Here is an 18,356-nt window from a genome sequence, read left to right on the forward strand (position 1 = left end):
CGTCAGGAACCGCTGGTCAACGAAGCGTGCTCGGCATCGTCGACGGCTCTCGCCTCGTCGGCGAGCATCACGGGGATTCCGTCGGCGTCGATGCGGTAGGCCACCTGAAGGCGCGGGTTGTACAGCTCGTCGCCTGCGTCGAGCAGCGGGCCATGGTCCTGCGGACACACGAGTCGTTCCCGAACGATCGGATCGATGGCCTCGGCACGCGACGACATTTCCGCTTGTTCCCTTCGTTCGACGATCACGCGACACTTCTGCGTGTCGACTTCACCGTATCGTGCCGGTGGCGTCGCCCGCCCCCTCCGTGGCCGCGACGGTGTTCCACGCGGTCTTGGCCGCCGACGACCTGGTGTACCTGCGGTAACGCCCCTCTGCGTCGCGGTACCAGACCTTGGCGCCCGGCTGCGGCAACCCCTCACGGATGAAACCTGTCGCCATCGGCCGATATGAGTCCGATACCGGGATCTCGTCGACCACCCGGATCAGATGGGGCCGCTGCGGTGCCGGCAATTCGCCGAGCGCCACACGCAACTTGGTCACGGTCAGCGACTCCTCCCTCATCGACGGTCTCAGTGTCAGGGCCGCGATCACCAGCTGCGCACCGGGATCACCCACGCTGTAGGCGACAACCTGGTCGACGCCGTCCACCCGGGACAGCGCGTTCTCTATCGGTGGGAGGTACAGGATCCCATCGGTCGAGCGCACCGCCGAGTCCGCCGAACCCATGAACCACAGGTCACCGTCGGAGTCGCGTCGGAACAGGTGGCCGGAGACCTCCCAACGGTCGTTGCGGCTGAACACATCTCTCAACACCGTCGAGGAGATGTCGAATCGATAGCGGGTGCGGGCCAGGAGGAGCCCGATCTCCCCCGCATCGGCACGCCGCACGAATCCGTTGGGCGCCACCTCCAGCCGTGCATTCTCGATGTCGAACGCGGCCACCTGGACCGGATTCGTCTCCGGCAGTTCACGTCCCATCGACCCCGCCTGATCGCCGGCCACATTGGCCAGAATCGCCGAACCGTCGGCGGTCGCGAAGAACTCGAGTACCCGTGCCCGCGGAAATGCCACCTGCACGTCCTCCCACAACCCGACGGGCATGCCCGACCCGATGAACAACCGGATGGGGTTGTGCTCGGCGATGTGGAAGTTCTCCGCCCGGACGATCTCGCGCATCATCGTCCACGTGTACGAGACGACCGTGATGCCGTAGCGGCGAACCTCCATGGCGAAGGTCTCGGCATCCACACCGTTGGACAGCGCAATCCGAGATCGTCCGACGACGGTCGCGCCGAGCGTTGTGAGCAGCCCCGACGCTTGATGCAGGGGCGGCAAGCAGTACACGGTGTCGCGGTCGGTCAGGCCCGCCGCCGACGCTGCACCGAACGCCGACATCGCAAACCGGTGGTTGGTGATGGGCCAGGTGGCGAGTTTGCCCTGCGACCGGGTGAAGAGAATGAACGCCAGATCGCCGGCCAACCCGGGGTCGGCGCGATACCACACCGGCATCTCGACCTCGTCGGGATCGATCTGCTCCATGTCGACGATCCGGTGGCCGTCGGCACGGTCGATCTCTCGGGTATCCCCGCTGCCCCCGCCCAGGATCAGTACCCGATCACTGTGCGCCGCAGCAGTGTCCAGGTTCTTCGGGTCGGTGATGACCACACCGCAGTCGGACAGACGCAACATCTCGTCGATGTCGCCCTCGGGCGAGAGCATCACCGCCACCGCACCCAAGCGCGACAGCGCCGCCACCACCACCAGGGCACTGGGGCGGGTGTCCATCAGCACACCGATGTGCTGGCCCGGGCGAATCCCGCAGGACACCAGGCCGGCGACGACGTTGTCGATACGGAGGTTGACCTGCGCGTGGGTGAGCACACGGTTCTCGAACAGGAACAGCTCTTTCTGGGCGCCGCGTTTGGCGTTCTCCGACATCAGCTTTCCCAGCGAGATCTGGGTTCCGGCCTGGATCTGGCCCAAGCGTAAGAGCCGCGGCACGGTACGCACGGACTCCTGGGCGACGGCGATCGACGACCGCTGCAGTGACGACGCGATGCCCATCAGATCGCGGGAGACCCCCGCGCCGGCGTCGGCGACGGCGCCGAGGCCGTGGGTGATCCGCGATGCCACGCTCACCCCCGATCCGCTACCGGGCTCGGGAACTGTCATCTCCTCCAGCGACGCCGGCCTCGGGCGCAGGCCGGACTGCCACCCGATCCACTCAGCGGTGATCGGCCACGTCTGGGCGCCCGAGGTGCTGCCGACGACGAGCCCGAAATGCCCTACGGGTACCCGTGATTCGTAGACCTTGGCGTCCGGGGCCGCTCGCACGATTCCGCGCACCGCGGCCGGCTGGCCGATGTCGTCGGCCTCGCCGACGAACGCGAGAATGGGACAGGTGATCTCGGCGAGAGTGACCAGTTCGCCGTTGATGACGAATCCACCGGACACCATGCGATTGTGAACGACGAACTGCCGCAGCAACTCCGCGATCGCCGGACCGGACCACGCGACCCAGCCGTCGGATTCGAGGAAACGCCGTTGATCTTCGCGCGGCAGGAGGGCGTCGCGGTCGTGGAGCTGGCGCAGGAAGTCCAGCCGGCTGCGTGCGGTCTTGACCGGGTCGAGCATCTGGAACCCCAAGCGCGCCAACCATCCCGGAACCCACAGATGACTGACCACGCGATCGGCGAGGATCTCGGCACCGGGGACCACCAGCCCGGCCGGGAGTCCGAGCGGCAACGCCGCGAGCACGTCCACGGGACTGCCGAAGGTGATCAGGCTCGCGAGTCCCTTGCTTCGTCGGTACGCAGCCGTCTGGTAGGCGAACATCCCACCCTGCGAATACCCGGCGAGGTGGACGTCCTTGCCCGTCGCATCGATGATCAGGTCGATCGCTCGGCTCACCGCGACCACGTGGTCGGCGAGGTCGCGTTCCATCCCGCCCTCGACGGTGTCGGGTGACCCGAAGTCGATCACCCATGGCACGATCCCGTGCCGGTGCAGGATCGACACCGCCCCGTTGTGCTCGGTGACGTCGTAGACGTTCGCCGACACCATCATCGGCGGGATGAGGACCACGTTCGGACCGTCGGCGTCGTCGCCGGGGAAGTACCGCCGCAGCTTGAACATCTTCTCGGTCTCCACGACCGCGAAGGGCGCGGGCTGGGTACCCGTCTCCAGACCTCCGAGGCGCAATACCTCGAGTCCGTTCTGTGCGGTTGCGACCACTCGGCCGACCACCGCGCCCACATCCGGAATTCCGCCCAATCGACACCCCTCCTCAGTGGGCACTCACTCTACCCACCCGATTCGGCGGACGGACCGCTATCGGCCAGTCCGTCCGCCGGCGCGTCGACAACGGGCGCGCCGAGCTATCCGACCGACACCCTGTCCTGCCAGAATGCGCGCTCTCGGGCGGTCTCCTCGGCCAGCACGTCGAGCTGTCGTCGAACCTGCCGGGGCGCGGTACCGCCGTGGGCGTCGCGCGACTCGATCGACCCGCGGACGGTGAGCACCTCACGGACCTGCGGGGTGAGCGCCGGATCGATTGCCGCGAAGGCCGCGTCGTCGAGTTCGTCGAGCCCGACCCCACGGCTCTCGGCCTCCCGGACGCAGGCCCCGGCGAGTTCGTGTGCAACCCGGAACGGAACGCCTTGACGCACAAGCCATTCGGCAATATCGGTAGCGAGGGTGAATCCGGCGGGCGCGAGTTCGGCCATCCGCTCCTCGTGGAACCGCAGGGTACCCACGAGCCCGGCGATCGCCGGAAGCAACAACTCGAGCTGGGCGACCGCGTCGAACAGTGGCTCCTTGTCCTCCTGGAGGTCCCGGTTGTATGCCAGCGGTTGGGCTTTGAGGGTGGCCATGAGTCCGGTCAGGTCGCCGATGAGCCGCCCCGCCTTGCCGCGCGCGAGTTCGGCGACATCGGGGTTCTTCTTCTGCGGCATGATCGAGCTACCCGTCGACCACGCGTCCGACAGGGTCACGTAGCCGAATTCCGGTGTGCTCCAGATGATCACCTCTTCGGACAACCGTGAGAGATCGACGGCGATCATCGCGAAGACGAACGCGGCCTCGGCGGCGAAGTCCCTCGCCGACGTCGCGTCGATCGAATTCTCGGCCGGCGCGTCGAAACCCAGTTCGGTGGCGATCGCGCCCGGGTCGAGTCCGAGCGACGACCCGGCGAGGGCGCCGGAACCGTACGGCGACACCGCGGTCCGCCGATCGGCGTCACGAAGGCGATCGATGTCGCGGATCAGCGGCTGGGCGTGCGCGAGCAGGTGATGCGCGAGCAGGACCGGCTGCGCGGCCTGCAGGTGGGTCTTTCCGGGCATCACCGCATCGGGGTGCGCGGCGGCCTGGGTGGTGAGCGCGTCGACCACGTCGAGCACCCCGAGAGCGACCCGGCTCATGGCCTCGCGCACCCACATCCGGAACAGGGTGGCGACCTGATCGTTGCGCGACCGGCCCGCTCGCAGCCGTCCGCCCAACTCCGCGCCCACCCGCTCGATCAGTCCACGCTCGAGGGCACCGTGGACGTCCTCGTCCGACGGCGCCGGACCGAAGGTGCCGTCGGCGACGTCGGCGGCCAGACGATCCAGACCGTCGAGCATCGCGGTGAGGTCGTCATCGCCGAGCAGTCCGGCCGCGTTGAGTACCCGCGCATGCGCCTTGGAAGCGCGGATGTCGAAGGGCGCCAGCACCCAGTCGAAATGCGTCGACTTGCTCAGCGCTGCCATTGCCGCGGCCGGGCCGTCGGCGAATCGGCCACCCCAGAGCGAACCCTCGTTGGTGCCGCCGGCCTTCTCACTCACCGATCAGATCCCGGCGCGCCGCGATCTTCGACGACAGGCCGTGCAACTCGACGAATCCACGCGCCGCGGACTGATCGAAGCTGTCACCCTCGTCGTAGGTCGCGAGGTTGAAGTCGTACAGCGATTCGGCGCTGCGCCGACCGTTGACCGAGATGTGTCCGCCGTGCAGTGTCAGGCGGATGTCGCCGGAGACGTGCTCCTGGGTCGACTCGACGAAGGTGTCCAGCGAGCGCTTGAGCGGCGAGAACCACAGACCGTCGTAGACCAGTTCGGCCCACTTCTGGTCGGTGCGGCGCTTGAATCGCCCGAGTTCACGCTCCAGGGTCACGTGCTCGAGCTCTTCGTGCGCGGTGATGAGCACCATCGCACCCGGGGCCTCGTAGATCTCGCGGCTCTTGATACCCACGAGCCGGTCCTCGACCACGTCGAGCCGGCCGACGCCCTGAGCCCCGGCACGGCGGTTGAGCTCCTCGATGGCGTCGAGCACGCTCACCGGCCTGCCGTCGATGGCAATCGGGCGGCCCTTGTCGAAGGTGATGATGACCTCGTCGGGCGAGGACCAGTTGAGCGTCGGGTCCTCTGTGTAGGAGTAAACGTCCTTGGTGGGCGCGTTCCAGAGATCCTCGAGGAACCCGGTCTCCACCGCACGGCCCCACACGTTCTGGTCGATCGAGAACGGGGACTTCTTGGTGACGTTGATCGGGATCGCGTTCTCCTCGGCGAAGGCGATCGCCTTCTCCCGGGTCCAAGCGTAGTCGCGGACCGGGGCGATAACCTCAAGATCCGGTGCGAGCGAGGCGAATCCGACCTCGAAACGCACCTGGTCGTTGCCCTTGCCGGTGCAGCCATGAGCAACGACGGTGCCGCCGTGGTCGCGCGCCGCGGTCACCAGGTGCTTGGCGATCAGCGGCCGCGACAGCGCCGAGACCAGCGGATAGCGGTCCATGTACAGCGCATTGGAGGTGATCGCCGGCAGACAGTAGTCGTCGGCGAACTCGTTGCGCGCGTCGACGAGTACCGCCTCGACCGCACCGCAGTCGAGGGCTCGCTGACGCACGACCTCCATGTCCTCGCCGCCCTGGCCGAGATCGAGCGCGACGGCGACGACCTCCTTGCCGGTCTCCCGGCCGATCCAGCTGATGGCGACCGAGGTGTCCAGTCCGCCCGAGTATGCAAGTACGACGCGTTCGGCCATGTCTTCAGTGAACTCCTGTTTCGAATGTGCCCATCCATTCTCGGATGCGCGGTTGGCTGAGGGTGATCGGGGTCCGCGGAAGCGGACTCACGGTGATCAGGGCTGGTTGTCGGGTCCCCTGCGACGTGCGGCTGTCACACGAGACCCTCGATTCGTCGGGCCAGTTCGGCGCCGTCGATCGGGTCACGCGCGCAGACGAAGATGGTGTCGTCGCCGGCGATGGTGCCGACCACATCGGGCAGGCTCGCCCGATCGATCGCGCTCGCCAGATAGTGGGCCGCTCCCGGCGGTGTCCGCAACACCGCGAGGTTGCCGCTGGCGTCGGTGGAGACGAGCAGTTCCGACAGCAATCGGGAGAGCCGATCGGTCCCGCCGAACACCCCGCGTACCGGCGACCCGTCCTCGGGCACCACATAGACGCCGACGCCGCCGTCGGCGGCACGCAGTTTCACCGCGCCGAGTTCGTCGAGATCACGGGAGATGGTGGCCTGGGTGGCGTCGATGCCGCGGGCGGAGAGCAGATGCTGCAACTCCGACTGGCTGCGTACCTGGTTCTTGGCGAGGATGTCGACGATCAGTGCATGGCGGCCGGCCCTGGTGGAGGCCAGCCTCGTCTCGGGATGTTCGGGTCTGCTCGACGCCGTCATCGGTGCTCCAGCAACCAGATCAGCAGCGCCTTCTGTGCGTGGAGCCGGTTCTCGGCCTCGTCGAACACCACACTCGCCGGACCGTCGATCACCTCGTCGGTGATCTCGTCGCCGCGATGAGCGGGCAGGCAGTGCAGCACAACGGCATCCGATGCCGCCCGGGCCAGCAGGTCGGCGTTGATCTGGTACGGCCGGAACGGGGCCTTGCGGTCTCTTCCGTCGTCCTCCTGCCCCATCGAGACCCAGGTGTCGGTGACCAGCACGTCGGCGCCGGCGACCGCGCGCACCGGATCCTCCATCACCTGGACCGACCCGCCGGTCAGCTGCGCACGCTTCTCGGTGTCGGCGATCACCGTGGGGTCCGGCGAAAAGCCCTCCGGCGCACTGATCGTCACATGCATCCCGGCGGTCACGCCGCCGAGCGCGAGCGAATGCGCCATGTTGTTCGCGCCATCGCCGAGATAGGTCATCCGCAGTCCCGCGGCGGCTCCCTTGTGTTCGATGATCGTCTGCAGGTCGGCGAGGACCTGACACGGATGGAAGCTGTCGGACAACGCGTTGATCACGGGAATCGTTGCGGTCGAGGCCATCTCGTCGAGACGATCCTGGCCGAAGGTCCGCCAGACGATCGCGTCGACGAAACGCGACAGCACCCGTCCGGTGTCGGCGAGCGATTCATCACGACCGAGTTGGGTGGTCCGACCGTCGACGACGACGGCGTGTCCGCCGAGTTGGGCGATGCCCATCTCGAACGAGAACCTGGTGCGCGTCGAATTCTTGTCGAAGATCACACCGACCCCGCGCGGCCCCTCCAACGGCCGACGTGCGTACGGGTCGCGCTTGACCTCCGCGGCGAGTGCGAGGACCTCGGCCTGCTCGTCGGGCGTCAGGTCGTCGTCCCGGAGGAAGTGGCGGGTCATGCCTTCTCCTTCGCATCATGGGCTGCTGCGTCATGAGCTGCGGCATCGTGCGCTGCGGCGTCGAGGAAACCCGGTAGGGCCGAGACGAATTCGCGGCCCTGCTCCTCGGTGAGGATCAGCGGCGGCGCGAGGCGCACGACATCCGGCGCGGGTGCATTGACGAGAAAGCCGCCGCCGCGCGCGGCGCTCTCGACCCGCGCGGCGATCGGCGCGGTGAGTGCGATCCCGAGTAGCAGGCCGGACCCACGGACGTGGTCGATCAACGGATGCCCGAGATCCTCGACGCCGGTGGCGATCGCCTTACCGACCGCGGCGACATGGTCGAGCAACCCCTCGTCGTCGATCACCCGCAGCACCGCGAGTGCCGCCGCGGCGCTGACCGGATTCCCCCCGAAGGTGGTGCCGTGCTGACCGGGCGTGAACAGGTCGGCGGCGTCGCCGGTGGCGAGGCACGCACCGATCGGCAGACCACCCCCGAGCCCCTTGGCCAAGGTCATCACATCCGGGACGACGCCCACCGCCTGGTGGGCGAAAAACGTTCCGGTGCGCGCGATTCCCGTCTGCACCTCGTCGAGGATCAGCAACGCGCCATGCTCGGAGGTGATCCGCCGGGCATGCGCGAGGTAGTCCGCCGGCGGCACCACCACACCGGACTCGCCCAGGATCGGTTCGAGAATGACCGCAGCCGTTCGTTCCGACACCGCCGACTCGAGCGCCGCCACATCGCCATAGGGCACGAAGTCGACACCGGGCGGCATCGGCTCGAAGGGCGCGCGCTTGGCGGGCTGTCCGGTCATGGCCAGCGCACCCATCGTTCGACCGTGAAATGCCTTGTCGGCAGCGATGATCTGCGGTCGACCGGTACGCCGGGCGAGTTTGAACGCCGCCTCGTTGGCCTCGGTCCCGGAATTGCAGAAGAACACCCGACCGGGCTGCCCGAACTTGTCGAGCAGCCGTTCGGCCAATTCGACGACGCGCTCGTTGATGTAGAGGTTCGATACGTGCCCGAGGGTTCCCAGTTGGTTCGCAACCGCGTCGATGATCGCGGGATGGGCATGTCCGAGCGAATTGACGGCGATTCCGCCGAGGAGGTCGAGGTAGCGGTTGCCGTCGGCATCCCACACGTGCGCGCCGGCGCCACGTTCGAGGGTGAGCGCGGGGGTGCCGTAGTTGTTCATCAGCGCGGTCGTCCACCGCTGCTGCCAGGGAGTGGTCATGAGGTCGTGGCCTTCGGATCAGGAATGTCGGGGTGAGCTTGCGATGCCGGTTCGGCGACCGAACCGGCGCCGGTTCGGTACGGCACGACGGTGGTGCCCGCCGAGGTCGACGTCAGCAGCTCGGCGAGCACCGCGTGCGGCACTCGGCCGTCGATCACGTGCGCCGCACCGACCCCGCCGGTCACCGCCCGCAGGCACGCCTCCATCTTGGGCACCATGCCGGAATCGAGGCGCGGCAACAGCTTCGCGACCTGCTCGACGTCGATCCGCGACACCAACGACCCCCGATCGGGCCAGTCGGTGTACAGCCCCTCGACGTCGGTCAGCATCACCAACCGCGACGCACCGAGCGCTTCGGCGAGCGCGCCGGCGGCGGTATCGGCATTGATGTTGTGCACGACGCCGTCACGGTCCGGGGCGATCGTCGAGACCACCGGGATACGTCCGGCCGCAACGAGATCGAGCACCGCAGAGGTGTTCACCGACGTGATGTCACCCACCAGTCCGATGTCGGTGGCCACGCCGTCGACCATCACGGTCCGGCGTGTAGCGGTGAACAGGTGCGCATCCTCACCGGTCAGGCCGACGGCGTACGGACCGTGGGAGTTGATGAGTCCCACCAGTTCTCGCCCGACCTGACCGAACAACACCATCCGGGCGACGTCCATCACCTCGGGGGTGGTGACGCGGAACCCGCCGCGAAACTCCCCCGACAACCCCAGCCGCTGCAGCATCGCCGAGATCTGCGGACCGCCGCCGTGCACGACGACCGGGTGCATTCCGCAGGCACGCAGCAAGACCATGTCCGCGGCGAACGCACGCTTGAGCTCGTCGTCGACCATTGCGTTGCCGCCGTACTTGACCACCACGGTCGCACCGGCGAGGGCCTGCATCGCCGGTAGCGCCTCGGCGAGTACCTGCGCCTTGTCGATGCCCGTGCGATCGGCGCCCCCGGCATCCACGGCCCCGGGATTCACTCCGTCGGGGCTCATGACGAGTACGCCGAGTTCTCTTCGACGTAGGCATGCGACAGGTCGGTGGTGCGGATGGAACCGGACGCCCCTCCGAGTCCCAGCTCGATGCGCACGTCGATGTCGGCTCCGGACAGGTCCACCTCACGTGCGCCGGGTGCGCCGGCACCGTCGATGCAGACGGCGTTGCCGTTGAACGACACCGAGATCCGGTCGGGGTCGATGGTGACCGGAGCGATCCCCACCGCGGCGAGCACGCGACCCCAGTTCGGATCGGAGCCGAACAATGCGGTCTTCACCAGCGAGTCGCGGGCCACGGTCCGTGCGATGGTGATCGCGTCGTCCTCGGTCCGCGCGCCGGCGACGGTGATGGTGACGCGTTTGGTGACGCCCTCGGCGTCGGCCATCAGCTGTGCGGCCAGATCGTCGCACACCGCCAGCACGGCGGCATCGAGATCTGCTTGATCGACCGGGATCTGGCTGGCCCCGGAACTGAGCAACAGCACGGTGTCGTTGGTCGAGGTGGCACCGTCGACGTCGAGTCGATCGAAGGTCAGCGCCGTGGCCCGCCGCAGGGCGGTGTCGAGTTGCTCGGCGGACGCGCGAGCGTCGGTGGTCAGCACGCACAGCATGGTGGCCAGTGACGGGGCGAGCATTCCCGCGCCCTTGCCCATGCCGCCGACGTTCCATCCCTGGGGGTGGTGCAGCGCAACCTGTTTGGGCACGGTGTCGGTGGTCATGATGGCGTAGGCGGCGTCGGTTCCCCCGGACAGGCCGCCCCCCATCTCGTGGACGATCTCGGTGACGCCGGCCAACACCTTGTCCATCGGCAGGCGGTCGCCGATCAGGCCGGTGGAGCAGACGGCGACCTCGACGGCACCGGTCTCGGTGCCCCAGTTGCTCAGCGCCTGTGCGACGGCCTCCGCGGTGGCGTGGGTGTCCTGGAATCCGCCCGGCCCGGTGCACGCGTTCGCGCCGCCCGAGTTGAGGATCACCGCACGCAGTCGGCCCGTGGTGAGCACCTGCTGCGACCACAGCACCGGCGCGGCCTTGACCTGGTTGCGGGTGAACACACCGGCTGCGGCGTAGTCGGGGCCCTCGTTGAAGACCAGTGCAAGATCCTCCTTGCCGGATGCCTTGATACCGGCCGCGATACCGGCAGCCCGGAAACCGAGCGGGGCGCTGACGCCCTGCTCCCGCACCAATCGCGGTGCATCCAGCGGCGCACCGCCGGCGATGCGATCGTCGGCGTCGATCCGATCATCCGATGTGGTCACGGTGCCACCCCCACGGTGCTCAAACCCTCGGTCTCGTCCCAGCCCAGCGCGAGATTCATCGACTGCACCGCAGCACCACCGGTGCCCTTGGTGAGGTTGTCGATCGCGCCGACCGCGACGAGAGTACCTGCGCGCTCGTCGACGGTCACCGCCAGCTGCACCGCATTGGATCCGATCACCGAACCGGTCGTCGGCAGGGCACCGGCCGGCAGCAGGTGCACGAAAGGTTCCTCCGCATAAGCCTTTTCATACACCGCGCGCACATCGTCAGAAGTCGCCGAGGTACGGGCGGTGCAGGTGGCCAGGATGCCGCGCGACATCGGGACCAGAACAGGGGTGAAGGACACGGTCACCGGCATGTCGGCGGCAGCCGAGAGTGCCTGCGCGATCTCCGGTGTGTGCCGGTGCACACCGCCGACGCCGTAGGCCCGTGCCGACCCGATCACCTCGGCGGCCAGCAGGTCGACCTTGGGCGTGCGCCCCGCACCGGAGGTCCCGCTGACGGCGACCACGGTGACCGCCGGCTCGATCAGCCCCGCGGCGACCGCCGGCAGCAGCGACAGGATCGAGACCGTCGGGTAGCAGCCCGGAACCGCGATACGACTGGCACCGGAGAGGACTTCGCGGTTACCCGGCAGCTCGGGCATGCCGTACGGCCAGGTGCCCGCGTGTTGTCCCCCGTAATACGCAGTCCAGTCGGCACTGTCGCGCAACCGGAAGTCGGCACCGCAGTCGATGATGAGCGTCGTGGGCGGAAGGGCATCCGCGATGGCTGCCGACGTCCCGTGCGGCAGGCCGAGGAAGACCACGTCGTGGCCTGCGAGGATCTCCGGCGTCGACTCCTGCAGCACGCGGTCGCCCAGCGGGAGCAGATGGGGATGAAGGGTGCCGAGCGTGCTGCCGGCGTTGCCGCCCGCGGTCAACGCGCCGATCTCCAGTTCACCCGAACGCAGTCGGGGGTGACCGCACAGAAGTCGTAGGATCTCACCGCCCGCGTAGCCGCTCGCACCGGCGACCGCCACCTTGATCGTCATGCAATCATTATGCATGGCGGTGCAAATCAATTCACACCGCCCCTGGTGGCCTCACCGCGACCGCGCGCAGACGTAGCCCTCCTGCGATCAGCGCAAGCGTGCTCCGAGACGTTCGCTCGCCGTCTCGACCGCAGCGAGTTTGGCACTACTGGCCTCGTCCTCGGTGAGCGTACGGTCCGCCGCGCGGAAGCGCAGCGCAAAGGTCAGCGACTTGTGTCCGTCGCCGACCTGGGCGCCGGTGAAGACGTCGAACAGCTCGATCGCCTCGAGGAGATCACCGGCCCCGTCACGCAACGCCTTCTCGACCTCGGCTGCGGGCACCGCCTCGCCGACCACCACCGCGACATCCTGCAATACGGCCGGGAACACACTGATACTCGGCGCCGGCAGGTTCGCTGTCAGCGGCAGCGCATCGATGTCGATCTCCACCGCACACAGCCGTTTGGGGAGCCCGGCGCGTTCGAGGACCGCGGGATGTAGTTCACCTGCGTATCCGACGGTCGTCCCGTTCACGGTCACTCGAGCGCAGCGGCCGGGATGCCAGGGTCGATGATCGTCGGCCGACAACTCCACCGTCACGCCGGCGGCGCGGCCGATCGTGCGAGCCGCCTCGAAGGCGTCGAGATGATCCGCCGCGCGGCCCTGGCCCCACGGGCCCGCCGGGTCACGCAGCCCCGTCAGGACCGCGGCCACGTGCAGCGGCTGGTGCGGCAGCGAGGCATCGAGTGCGGCGATCTGCTCGTCGGTCGGGCGCCGGGTCACATCGACTGCCCCGACCGGAACGACGTTGTCTCCGGCGATCACGACCTGCCCCACGGTGAACAACGAGAGGTCACGCTGACCACGAGAGATGTTGCGCGCAGCCATTTCCAGCAGACCGGGCAACAGGGTCGTGTTGAGTTCCGGCCGATCGGACTCCAACGGATTGAGCACCTTCACCGTGCGTCGTCGCTCGTCGTCGGCCGGGAGATCCCACTGGTCGAAGATGCCGGCCGGCATGAACGGGTACGGCAGCACCTCGACGAAGCCGTCGAGGGCGAGTGTCCGGCCGATGCCGCGGCGCCGGCGCTGCGCGGGGGTCAGACCGGTCCCCGCGGGCGCGGTGGGCGGGACTGCCGGGATGTCCTCGAGACCCTCGAGTCGCAACACCTCCTCGACGAGGTCGGCACGCTGACGCAGATCGGGTCGCCACGACGGGGGGATCACCTCGAGCGGGTCGGTGCCGGTGACGGTACAGCCGACCTCGGTCAGTCGGGCCGCGGTGGTTCCGGGCGCATAGGTCACCCCGGCGGTGCGGTCGGGTTCGTCGGCGGCGATCGAAATCGGCTGCGGTGCATCGACAGGTATGCGAAGGTCCGACAGCGGGGAGGCGATCTCACCGCCGGCGAGTTCCACGATGAGCGTCGAACCGCGATCCGACGCGACCGCGGTGATCTCGGGGTCGACGGTGCGCTCGAAACGTTTGGTGGCCTCCGAGGTCAGCTTGTGGCGCTTACCGGTCCGGAACACCCGAACCGGATCGAAGGTAGCCGACTCCAACAGAACCCGGGTGGTCTCCGAACCGACCTCGGTGTCGGCGCCGCCCATCAGCCCGGCCAGGGCGATCGGACCGCTGTCATCGGCGATGACGACGTCCTCGGGATCGAGTGTGCGCACCACCCCGTCGAGGGTGGTCAGCTTCTCCCCCGCCACGGCGTTGCGCACGGTGACGGTTCCGGTGAGCTTGTCGGCGTCGAAGGCGTGCAACGGCTGACCGAGTTCGAGCATCACGTAATTGGTGACATCGACGATCGCCGAGATCGGCCGCACCCCGGCAACCATCAGGCGCTTCTGCATCCACCACGGCGAGATGGCGGTCGCGTCGACCCCGGCGATCAGGCGCGCGGTGTAGCGGGTGGCGGCGGAGCCCGGTTCGATGGCCACCGGCCACGGATCACCGCCGGCGACGAGGGCCTCGCCGGGCAGGCCCGGATCGATGAAGGGCACCGAGAAACTGCTTGCGAGTTCACGTCCGAGCCCGCGGACGGAGAAGGCGTAGCCACGGTCGGGGGTGACGTTGACGTCGATGGCGGTGTCGTCGAGTCCGAGGACCTCACGCGCATCGGCACCCGGCTCGGCGGTGCCCGGTGCGAGGACGAGGATGCCGCTGTGGTCGGTGCCGATCCCCAATTCGGAGACCGAGCAGATCATTCCGTCGGAGATGCGCCCGTAGGTCTTGCGCGAGGCGATCTCGAACGGACCCGGCAACACCGTACCGGGCAATGCCGCCACGATGAGGTCGCCCTCGGCGAAGTTGCGTGCACCGCACACGATTCCGCGGGGCTCGGCCTCGCCGACCGCGACGGTGCAGAAGCGGATGGGCTTCTTGAACTCGGTCAGTTCCTCGATCGTCTCCACCCGGCCGATGACCAGGGGCCCGGTGATCGTCGGGAAGACGTCGATGTCCTCGATCTCGAAGCCGACGCGCACGAATCCGGCGTCGATCTCCTCGACGGTCGCCGACCAGGTCGGGTCGCCGGCTCGCAACACCTCGGTGTACCAGGACTGTGGGGCACGCACGTCAATCAGCTACTTTCGATCGTTTGCGGTGTCGGGTGGCGAGATCAGATCGCAGGGCCGAACGGCAGGGAGAAGCGGACGTCACCTTCGACCATGTCGCGCATGTCGGAGATGTCGTTGCGGAACTGCAGGGTGCGTTCCAGGCCCATCCCGAATGCGAACCCGGAATAGACGTCGGGATCGATTCCGCTGGCGCGCAACACATTCGGATTCACCATGCCGCAACCTCCCCACTCCACCCAGCCCGGGCCGCCCTTCTTGGCGGGGAACCACACGTCGACCTCGGCGGACGGCTCGGTGAACGGGAAGTAGCTCGCTCGCATCCGCGTCGTGGTCTCGGGGCCGAACAGTGCCCGCGCGAAGACCTCGAGGGTGCCGCGCAGATTGGCCAGTGTCAGCCCCTTGTCGACGGCGAGACCCTCGATCTGGTGGAACACCGGCGTGTGGGTGGCGTCGAGCTCGTCGGTCCGGAAGGTGCGACCCGGACATGCGACGTAGATCGGAACGTCGCGGGTGAGCATCGACCGCACCTGGACCGGGGAGGTGTGGGTGCGCAGCACCTGTCGTGACCCCTCGGGCGCGATGTAGAACGTGTCCTGCATGGAGCGCGCGGGGTGGTCGGGCAGGAAGTTCAGGGCGTCGAAGTTGTGGTGCTCGGTCTCGACCTCCGGACCTTCGGCGATCTCCCAGCCCATCGCCACGAAGACATCGGCGACCTGCTCGGAGATGACGGTGATCGGGTGACGGGCACCGAGTGGGCGTCGTCGGCTGGGCAGGGTCACGTCGACCGATTCGGCGACGAGGACGGCAGCGTCGCGCTCCGACTCGAGTTGGGCGGTCCGCGCGTCCAGGGCGGCCGACACCCGACCGCGAACCTCGTTGACAGTCTTGCCCGCCGACGACCGCTGGTCCTTCGGCAGGCTGCCGAGCGCGCGCCGGGCCAGTGCGATCGGTGAGCGGTCACCGAGATGCGCGGTCTTCGCGAGCGCGAGGGCATCGAGATCGCCCGCCGCCTCGAACGCCGACACCGCGGCGGAGGCGGCGGCGTCGAGTTCCGATGGTTCGGGGAACCGCAGGTCCTCGGAACCCTTGTCGGCGGGGCGGTCGGCTGAGCTGGCCACGGGTGGTGATCTCCTCGGTGTCGTCACGTCCGGATTGTCACGTCTGGCGGATCACGCAATGCGCGACGGCGGACATCGACATCCCAGACTAGTCGACCCGGTATGGACCCAGCGGCGCAGGTCGCCGCGTTCACCGGGGTGCCCGACACTGCTCGCGTCCGTCGGCAGGGCAGTCGGACGACGTCGGCGGCTCGAGGCGCGGCCTCAGTCCGGCGACCCCGACCGTCGGTGCTGTATCCGAGCCGAGGCATACAGGCAGATCGCGCTGGCCGCAGCAAGATTGAGGCTTTCGGCGTGGCCGTGGATCGGAATGGCGATGCGGTGGTCGGCGTCGGCGAGCAGGGTGTCGGGCAATCCGTGGGCCTCGTTGCCGAACAGCCAGGCAACCGGTCCGGCGAACACGTCGTCGGCGTCATCGAGGCTCAGTTCGCCGTCGGCCGCGGTGGCCAGGGTGAGGATGCCGCCGGCGCGCAATGCCCGCAGCGCGGCGGTCGTGTCCGATTCACGCACCACCGGGATGTGGAAGACACTTCCCGCGCTCGCGCGGACCGCCTTACCGTTGTGCGGGTCGACGGCGTCACCGAGCAGGACGACCGCATCGGCGCCCATCGCGTCGGCGCATCGGATCAGCGTGCCGACGTTGCCGGGCTCACGCGGCTCGACGGCAACGGCGAGCAACCGGGGCGATCCGGCGAGCACCTCGTCGAGATGGACGGTGAGGAGATCGCATTCGGCGAACACCCCCGGAGCCGTGGTGGTCTCGGCCAGCTTTGCCGCGGCACGGTCGGACAGCCGGTATACGGGCACGGAGTGTGCTCTCGCCCGATCGAGGAGTTCGCCGAAACGATCCTCGGCGTCGTCGCGGACCAGCACCGAGCGCGCGCGGCCGGTCGCCAACGCGGCGTCGACGGCGTTGGCGCCCTCGACGAGAAAACGCTTCTCGGTGCGGCGCGTGGCAGATCTGTGCAGCTTCGCCAACGACACGACCCGCGACGAGCGTTCCGAGAGAACGTCCGTCACGGGTCGTGTGTTGTCGGTCTGCACCAACTCGAACTACGTGGTGATCAGGCGGCCGGCGCGTTGACGTCGGCGGGCAGCGCCTTGCGCGCGACCTCGACGAGACCGGTGAAGGCCTCGGGGTCGGTGACGGCGATGTCGGCGAGCACCTTGCGGTCGACCTCGACACCCGCGGCCTTGAGGCCCTGGATGAAGCGGTTGTAGGTGATGTCGTTGGCGCGGGCCGCGGCGTTGATGCGCGCGATCCACAGCTTGCGGAACTCACCCTTGCGGGCGCGACGGTCCCGGTAGGCGTAGGTCAGCGAGTGGAGCTGCTGCTCCTTGGCCTTGCGGTACAGGCGCGAACGCTGACCGCGGTATCCCTTGGAGGCCTCCAGGGTCGTCCGACGCTTCTTCTGGGCGTTGACAGCCCTTTTCACGCGTGCCATTTAGTCAATCCTCTTCTCGGTGGTGGTCAGGGCGTCAGCGGTTGAGCAGGCGCTTGATGCGCGGTGCGTCGTTCTCGCTCACAACGGTCGTGCCGTCGAGACGACGGGTCCGACGGGAGGGCTTGTGCTCGAGCAGGTGGCGACGGTTGGCCTTCTGGCGCACGATCTTGCCGCTGCCGGTCACCTTGAAGCGCTTCGCGGTGCCCTTGTGGGTTTTGCTCTTCGGCATGTGTCTTCCTTCGTTTGGGCGAACTCCAGCGGCGCCCGCTCCGGCGGGCGCGCTGGGTTCGCAGTGGTCTGTCCGTGCGTCGACGCCCGGGGCAGTCGACGCCGGTGTCGACTAGCTCGTGGCGTCGGCGCCGTCGTCGCCGGCCTGGCGAGGCGGGCGTTGCGACTGCTGCTGCGCCTTGACGCGGGTCTTCGCACCCTTGTGCGGGGCGAGGACCATCGTCATGTTCCGTCCGTCCTGCTTGGCCGAGGTCTCGATGAAGCCGTAGTCGGCGACATCGTTGCCGAGACGCTGCAGGAGCCGGAATCCGAGCTCGGGTCGCGACTGCTCGCGGCCACGGAACATGATGGTGACCTTCACCTTGGACCCGTCCTTCAAGAACCGGATGACGTGACCCTTCTTGGTCTCGTAATCGTGGTCGTCGATCTTCGGGCGGAGCTTCTGCTCCTTGATGACGGTCATCTGCTGGTTACGACGCGCCTCGCGCTGCTTCTGGGCGGCTTCGTATTTGAACTTGCCGTAGTCCATGATCTTGCACACCGGCGGGCGGGCGTCGGGTGCGACCTCGACCAGATCCAGATCGGCCTCATAGGCCAGGCGGAGCGCATCTTCAACACGCACGATGCCCACCTGCTCCGAATTCGGTCCGACGAGTCGGACCTCCGGTACGCGGATGCGCTCGTTGATGCGGGTCTCAGTGCTGATGGGGCCTCCTTGATAATTCCGAACAGGTCGGCCGCCGCGATGAGTCGGGCGCAGGAGGAGAAGGCCTCAGCAAAAAAGCCCCGGCGATGATCTTCGAGAGATCATCGGCAGGGCTCCAACGCCGACCGGTCCACTCGAATACGCTGGGCGCATCCAGCCCACGCAGCCATGCGGCTGACCTGGGCCTTTGGGACCGGACCGTACAACTGCGCC

Annotated in this window: 16 protein-coding genes; all 16 read right to left on the reverse strand. The window is 68.0% G+C overall.

Features of this window, described 5'->3' with window-relative positions:
- Positions 1–2 precede the first annotated feature (2 nt).
- The 16 genes from J6U32_RS17650 to infC all read right to left on the reverse strand — a co-directional run bounded on the left by J6U32_RS17650 (position 3) and on the right by infC (position 18,197).
- Entirely contained in the window at positions 3–218 is a 216-nt protein-coding gene (locus tag J6U32_RS17650) for a Trm112 family protein (protein ID WP_208791467.1), read from the reverse strand.
- A 52-nt stretch (positions 219–270) separates the two neighbouring features.
- On the reverse strand, positions 271–3,258 hold the full coding sequence (locus J6U32_RS17655; RefSeq protein ID WP_208796184.1) for an AMP-binding protein: 2,988 nt from the start codon (positions 3,256–3,258) through the stop codon (positions 271–273).
- A gap of 122 nt (positions 3,259–3,380) precedes the next feature.
- Entirely contained in the window at positions 3,381–4,823 is a 1,443-nt protein-coding gene (gene argH, locus J6U32_RS17660; RefSeq protein ID WP_208791468.1) for an argininosuccinate lyase, read from the reverse strand.
- A complete protein-coding gene (locus J6U32_RS17665; RefSeq protein ID WP_208791469.1) occupies positions 4,816–6,018 on the reverse strand; it encodes an argininosuccinate synthase in 1,203 nt (400 codons plus the stop codon). The genes argH and J6U32_RS17665 overlap by 8 nt, the downstream gene beginning before the upstream one ends.
- A gap of 134 nt (positions 6,019–6,152) precedes the next feature.
- The gene (locus J6U32_RS17670; protein WP_208791470.1) at positions 6,153–6,665 is read right to left on the reverse strand and encodes an arginine repressor; all 513 of its coding nucleotides are present in this window, start codon (positions 6,663–6,665) and stop codon (positions 6,153–6,155) included.
- Positions 6,662–7,585: an ornithine carbamoyltransferase gene (gene argF / locus J6U32_RS17675; RefSeq protein ID WP_208791471.1), complete on the reverse strand. Its 924-nt coding sequence runs from the start codon at positions 7,583–7,585 to the stop codon at positions 6,662–6,664. The genes J6U32_RS17670 and argF overlap by 4 nt, the downstream gene beginning before the upstream one ends.
- The gene (locus J6U32_RS17680) at positions 7,582–8,802 is read right to left on the reverse strand and encodes an acetylornithine transaminase (protein WP_208791472.1); all 1,221 of its coding nucleotides are present in this window, start codon (positions 8,800–8,802) and stop codon (positions 7,582–7,584) included. Before J6U32_RS17680 ends, argF begins: the two co-directional genes overlap by 4 nt.
- Positions 8,799–9,794: an acetylglutamate kinase gene (gene argB / locus J6U32_RS17685; RefSeq protein ID WP_208791473.1), complete on the reverse strand. Its 996-nt coding sequence runs from the start codon at positions 9,792–9,794 to the stop codon at positions 8,799–8,801. The genes J6U32_RS17680 and argB overlap by 4 nt, the downstream gene beginning before the upstream one ends.
- Positions 9,791–11,050 (reverse strand): bifunctional glutamate N-acetyltransferase/amino-acid acetyltransferase ArgJ, encoded by a 1,260-nt coding sequence (gene argJ, locus J6U32_RS17690; protein WP_208791474.1) that lies wholly within the window; start codon positions 11,048–11,050, stop codon positions 9,791–9,793. Before argJ ends, argB begins: the two co-directional genes overlap by 4 nt.
- Complete coding sequence (gene argC, locus J6U32_RS17695) at positions 11,047–12,084, reverse strand: N-acetyl-gamma-glutamyl-phosphate reductase (protein ID WP_123928236.1); 1,038 nt, start codon at positions 12,082–12,084, stop codon at positions 11,047–11,049. The genes argJ and argC overlap by 4 nt, the downstream gene beginning before the upstream one ends.
- A gap of 87 nt (positions 12,085–12,171) precedes the next feature.
- The gene (gene pheT, locus J6U32_RS17700; protein WP_208791475.1) at positions 12,172–14,643 is read right to left on the reverse strand and encodes a phenylalanine--tRNA ligase subunit beta; all 2,472 of its coding nucleotides are present in this window, start codon (positions 14,641–14,643) and stop codon (positions 12,172–12,174) included.
- Between the two features lie 44 nt (positions 14,644–14,687).
- Positions 14,688–15,764, reverse strand: coding sequence for a phenylalanine--tRNA ligase subunit alpha (pheS, locus tag J6U32_RS17705; RefSeq protein ID WP_208791476.1), 1,077 nt, complete (start codon positions 15,762–15,764; stop codon positions 14,688–14,690).
- A 204-nt stretch (positions 15,765–15,968) separates the two neighbouring features.
- The gene (locus J6U32_RS17710; protein WP_208791477.1) at positions 15,969–16,784 is read right to left on the reverse strand and encodes a TrmH family RNA methyltransferase; all 816 of its coding nucleotides are present in this window, start codon (positions 16,782–16,784) and stop codon (positions 15,969–15,971) included.
- A 44-nt stretch (positions 16,785–16,828) separates the two neighbouring features.
- Entirely contained in the window at positions 16,829–17,209 is a 381-nt protein-coding gene (gene rplT, locus J6U32_RS17715) for a 50S ribosomal protein L20 (RefSeq protein WP_006371198.1), read from the reverse strand.
- 34 nt (positions 17,210–17,243) lie between these two features.
- Entirely contained in the window at positions 17,244–17,438 is a 195-nt protein-coding gene (gene rpmI, locus J6U32_RS17720) for a 50S ribosomal protein L35 (RefSeq protein ID WP_006371199.1), read from the reverse strand.
- A 111-nt stretch (positions 17,439–17,549) separates the two neighbouring features.
- Positions 17,550–18,197, reverse strand: a complete 648-nt coding sequence (gene infC / locus J6U32_RS17725; RefSeq protein WP_079929905.1) for a translation initiation factor IF-3 — start codon at positions 18,195–18,197, stop codon at positions 17,550–17,552.
- Positions 18,198–18,356: the final 159 nt, after the last annotated feature.

It is taken from the genome of Gordonia polyisoprenivorans, assembly GCF_017654315.1.
In the GTDB taxonomy this organism is placed as follows: domain Bacteria; phylum Actinomycetota; class Actinomycetes; order Mycobacteriales; family Mycobacteriaceae; genus Gordonia; species Gordonia polyisoprenivorans_A.

Bases quoted from the DNA above. Each gene is read 5' to 3' on its own strand.
- argB (WP_208791473.1), bottom strand. From the start codon at position 9,794: ATGAGCCCCGACGGAGTGAATCCCGGGGCCGTGGATGCCGGGGGCGCC.
- J6U32_RS17680 (WP_208791472.1), bottom strand. From the start codon at position 8,802: ATGACCACTCCCTGGCAGCAGCGGTGGACGACCGCGCTGATGAACAAC.
- rplT (WP_006371198.1), bottom strand. From the start codon at position 17,209: ATGGCACGCGTGAAAAGGGCTGTCAACGCCCAGAAGAAGCGTCGGACG.
- J6U32_RS17650 (WP_208791467.1), bottom strand. From the start codon at position 218: ATGTCGTCGCGTGCCGAGGCCATCGATCCGATCGTTCGGGAACGACTC.
- rpmI (WP_006371199.1), bottom strand. From the start codon at position 17,438: ATGCCGAAGAGCAAAACCCACAAGGGCACCGCGAAGCGCTTCAAGGTG.
- argF (WP_208791471.1), bottom strand. From the start codon at position 7,585: ATGACCCGCCACTTCCTCCGGGACGACGACCTGACGCCCGACGAGCAG.
- J6U32_RS17670 (WP_208791470.1), bottom strand. From the start codon at position 6,665: ATGACGGCGTCGAGCAGACCCGAACATCCCGAGACGAGGCTGGCCTCC.
- argC (WP_123928236.1), bottom strand. From the start codon at position 12,084: ATGACGATCAAGGTGGCGGTCGCCGGTGCGAGCGGCTACGCGGGCGGT.
- J6U32_RS17665 (WP_208791469.1), bottom strand. From the start codon at position 6,018: ATGGCCGAACGCGTCGTACTTGCATACTCGGGCGGACTGGACACCTCG.